Annotated in this window: 3 protein-coding genes and 1 pseudogene; all 4 read left to right on the plus strand. The window is 61.9% G+C overall.

The genetic code is table 11. The annotated features are described in order from the left end of the window. Positions 1-229, plus strand: a pseudogene (locus DBR24_RS32525) (two-component sensor histidine kinase); the annotation flags it as partial. 213 nt (positions 230-442) lie between these two features. After that, positions 443-1,345 (plus strand): cysteine synthase CysM, encoded by a 903-nt coding sequence (cysM, locus tag DBR24_RS16975; RefSeq protein ID WP_177490603.1) that lies wholly within the window; start codon positions 443-445, stop codon positions 1,343-1,345. Further along, the gene (gene rlmD / locus DBR24_RS16980; protein ID WP_128615322.1) at positions 1,345-2,718 is read left to right on the plus strand and encodes a 23S rRNA (uracil(1939)-C(5))-methyltransferase RlmD; all 1,374 of its coding nucleotides are present in this window, start codon (positions 1,345-1,347) and stop codon (positions 2,716-2,718) included. Before cysM ends, rlmD begins: the two co-directional genes overlap by 1 nt. A gap of 101 nt (positions 2,719-2,819) precedes the next feature. Next, a partial coding sequence (locus DBR24_RS16985; protein WP_146189072.1) for a bifunctional (p)ppGpp synthetase/guanosine-3',5'-bis(diphosphate) 3'-pyrophosphohydrolase occupies positions 2,820-4,517 on the plus strand: 1,698 nt, incomplete at its 3' end.

Raw genomic sequence — 4,517 nt, forward strand, 5'->3', positions numbered from 1 at the left:
GTTCACCCGCCTCGACGGCTCGCGGCCCGGAGACGGTGGATTTGGCTTGGGGTTGAGCATCGCGCGCAATGCCGTGCAGCGCCAGGGCGCAAGTATTTGGGCGGAGAACAGCGGGGCGGGGTTGCGCTTGAATTTGCGCTTGGTGGCTGATGACGGTGTTGGGCCGACTGACGCCCTCGCGAGCAGGCTCGCTCCCACAGTTGAACCCGGTTCGCCGCAGATTGTGTGATCAACGCTGATCCCCCTGTGGGAGCGAGCCTGCTCGCGAAGAGGCCATACGCGTCACCGCCCACTAAGGTGACCCACGGCAAAAGTCGCACCACTGGTGCGACTTTCAATCCCTTATTCCCATAAACCATAAGCACCGCACTTTGCGTGATATGGCCTGCGCAGGTTTGCCGGTATGATAGGCGCCCCCGCACGTCTGGATTGCGAATACGCCATGACCTTGCAGTACCCAACCATCGCCGATTGCGTCGGCAACACTCCGCTGGTTCGTTTGCAGCGCCTGCCTGGCGCCACCAGCAATACCCTTTTGCTCAAGCTCGAAGGGAACAACCCGGCGGGTTCGGTCAAGGACCGTCCGGCGCTGTCGATGATCACCCGCGCCGAGTTGCGCGGGCAGATTCACGCCGGCGACACGCTGATCGAAGCGACCTCGGGCAACACCGGGATCGCCCTGGCGATGGCCGCCGCGATCAAGGGTTACAAGATGATCCTGATCATGCCGGACAACTCCAGTGCCGAACGCAAGGCGGCGATGACCGCCTACGGTGCCGAGCTGATTCTGGTCAGCCAGGAAGAAGGCATGGAAGGCGCCCGCGACCTCGCTCAGCGCATGGAAGCTGAAGGCCGTGGCAAGGTGCTCGATCAGTTCGCCAACGGCGACAATCCTGAAGCGCACTACACCACCACCGGTCCGGAAATCTGGCGCCAGACCCAGGGCACCATCACCCATTTCGTCAGTTCGATGGGCACCACCGGGACCATCATGGGCGTGTCGCGCTACTTGAAAGAGCAGAACGACAACGTGCAGATCGTCGGTCTGCAACCGATGGAAGGCTCGGCCATTCCCGGCATCCGCCGCTGGCCGCAGGAATACCTGCCGAAGATTTATCAGGCCGACCGCGTCGACCGCATCGTCGACATGGCGCAAAGCGAAGCCGAGGACGTCACCCGTCGTCTGGCCCGCGAAGAAGGCATCTTCTGCGGCGTGTCCTCGGGCGGTGCGGTGGCAGCGATGCTGCGCCTGTCCAAAGAAGTTGAAAACGCGGTGATCGTCGCGATCATTTGCGACCGTGGCGACCGTTACCTGTCGACCGGCATTTTCGACGCGCCCAACTGATGGCCAAGCATGAGAGAGGCCTGCGCTTCCAGCCCACCGGCGGCAGCAAGGCCGCGCAAATTCCGACCGGCAAAAAGCAGCGCCTGACCATCGAGCGTCTGGCCAATGACGGTCGCGGTATCGCGTTTTTCGAAGGCCGCACCTGGTTTGTCCTCGGCGCCCTCGCGGGTGAAGAGGTCGAGGCGCGGGTGCTCGGCGCCCACGGCAAAGTGGTCGAGGCGCGAACCGAGCGCGTGTTCAAGGCCAGCGAATTACGCCGCCCGGCACCCTGTCCGCACGCCGGTCGTTGTGGTGGCTGCAGCGTCCAGCATCTGCCCCACGGCGAACAGCTTGCCCTGAAACAGCGCATGCTTGCCGAGCAATTGTCGCGCGTTGCCGGTGTCGAACCTGAAGAATGGGCAGCACCGCTGACCGGACCTGAATTCGGCTATCGCCGTCGCGCCCGCATCGCCGTGCGCTGGGACATGAAGGCCAGGCAACTCGAAGTCGGTTTCCGCGCCGCCGGCAGTCAGGACATCGTCGCGATCAGCGAATGCCCGGTGCTGGTACAGCCCTTGCAACCAATCATGACCCGGTTGCCGGAGATGCTTCGTCGGTTGAGCAAACCGCAGGCGCTGGGGCATGTCGAGTTGTTCAGCGGCTCGGCGCTGGCGGTGTTGCTGCGTCATATGGCGCCGTTGTCCGAAGCGGACCTGACGATCCTCAAGGATTTCTGCCAGTTCCATGAGGCGCAATTATGGCTGCATGGCGAAGGCGAGCCGCAACCGGTCGATGCTTCGCAGTCGCTGGGCTATCGCCTGGAACAGTGGGATCTGGATCTGGCGTACCGCCCGGGGGATTTCATTCAGGTCAACGCCGGGGTCAACGAAGCGATGGTTGCGCAAGCGCTGGACTGGCTGAAACCCGGCAGCGACGAACGCGTGCTGGATCTGTTCTGCGGCCTCGGCAACTTTGCTTTGCCGCTGGCCAAAAGCGTGCGGGAAGTGGTGGCGGTCGAAGGTGTGCAGACCATGGTCGAGCGCGCTGCGGCGAATGCCGCTAGCAACAATTTGCATAACACAAAGTTTTTTCAAGCCGATTTATCCCAGCCTTTGAGCGATGCCGAGTGGATCGCAAACGGCTTTTCTGCGGTACTCTTGGACCCACCGCGTGACGGTGCTTTCGAGGTGGTGCGCAAGCTTGCGACCCTGGGCGCGAAGCGGTTGGTGTATGTGTCGTGCAACCCTGCAACTCTGGCGCGCGATACGGTCGAATTGATCAAACAGGGCTACCGGTTAAAACGTGCCGGGATTCTCGATATGTTTCCTCAGACGGCACATGTCGAGGCCATGGCGTTATTTGAAGCGAGCCAGGATGGCTCGTCATCCGTCTGACCTGTCCTGGCAGCGCTCGCTCGAGCCCCGCGAGCGCAAACGGGCAATGAAGGTCAGCGATTTGACGCATTGAATCTGCGTCGTAGGGAAGGTAAAGCAAGATGGTACAGGTGAGAGCACACCAGCCGATCAACACTGACGGCAGTATCAATCTCGAGGCTTGGCTCGATCACGCGGTCAGTGTCGATCTGGCACTGGATCGCGAAGCCTTGAAAGAAGCCTGCGAGTTCGCTCGCGAGGCCGAACAACAGTCCAACGCCGCGAAGAATCTGTGGTCCGAAGGCACCGGCAGTTTCAGTACCGGCCTTGAGATCGCCGAAATTCTCGCTGACCTCAAACTCGATCAGGATTCGCTGGTCGCGGCGGTCCTGTACCGTGGCGTGCGCGAAGGCCAGATCGAGCTCGCGGCCGTCAGCCAGCGCTTCGGCCCGGTGGTGGCCAAACTGATCGACGGCGTGCAGCGCATGGCGGCCATCAGTGCCAGCCTCAGCCCGCGCCAGTCGATGGTGATGGGCACGCAAGGGCAGGTGGAAAACCTGCGCAAGATGCTCGTCGCGATGGTCGACGACGTGCGCGTTGCCCTGATCAAACTGGCCGAACGGACCTGCGCGATCCGTGCGGTGAAAACCGCCGACGACGAAAAACGCAACCGCGTCGCCCGGGAAGTCTTCGACATCTATGCGCCGCTCGCGCATCGCCTCGGCATCGGTCATATCAAGTGGGAACTGGAGGATTTGTCCTTCCGTTACCTGGAACCCGACCAATACAAACAGATTGCCAAGCTGCTCCATGAGCGGCGGCTGGACCGTGAGCGTTTCATCAGCGACGTGATGACCCAGCTCAAGGACGAATTGCAGGCCACCGGCGTCGACGCCGACATCAGTGGCCGGGCCAAACACATTTATTCGATCTGGCGCAAAATGCAGCGCAAGGGTCTGGAATTCAGCCAGATCTACGACGTGCGCGCCGTGCGCGTGCTGGTGCCGGAAATGCGCGACTGCTACACCGCGCTCGGCATCGTCCACACCCTGTGGCGGCACATCCCGAAAGAGTTCGACGACTACATCGCCAACCCGAAAGAGAACGGCTACCGCTCGCTGCACACCGCGGTGATCGGCCCGGAAGGCAAGGTGCTGGAAGTCCAGATCCGTACGCATTCGATGCACGAAGAAGCCGAACTCGGCGTCTGCGCGCACTGGCGCTACAAGGGCACTGACGTCAAATCCGGTTCGAACCACTACGAAGAGAAAATTTCCTGGCTGCGTCAGGTCCTCGAGTGGCACGAAGAACTGGGCGATATTGGTGGTCTGGCGGAACAGTTGCGGGTCGATATCGAGCCGGACCGGGTCTACATCTTCACCCCTGACGGTCACGCCATCGACTTGCCGAAGGGCGCAACGCCGCTGGACTTCGCCTACCGCGTGCACACCGAAATCGGCCATAACTGCCGTGGCGCGAAGATCAACGGCCGGATCGTCCCGCTCAACTACAGCCTGCAGACCGGTGAACAGGTCGAGATCATCACCAGCAAGCACGGTACGCCGAGCCGCGACTGGCTGAACCCGAACCTTGGTTACGTCACCACCTCGCGGGCGCGGGCGAAGATTGTTCACTGGTTCAAGCTGCAGGCTCGTGACCAGAACGTCGCGGCCGGTAAAACCCTGATCGAACGCGAGCTCAATCGCCTCGGTCTGCCGGCGGTGGATTTCGACAAGCTGGCCGACAAGGCCAACATGAAAACCGCCGAAGACATGTTCGCCGCCCTCGGTGCCGGCGACCTGCGTCTGGCGCAACTGGTC

It is taken from the genome of Pseudomonas sp. HMWF006 (assembly GCF_003061205.1).
GTDB classification, from domain to species: domain Bacteria; phylum Pseudomonadota; class Gammaproteobacteria; order Pseudomonadales; family Pseudomonadaceae; genus Aquipseudomonas; species Aquipseudomonas monsensis.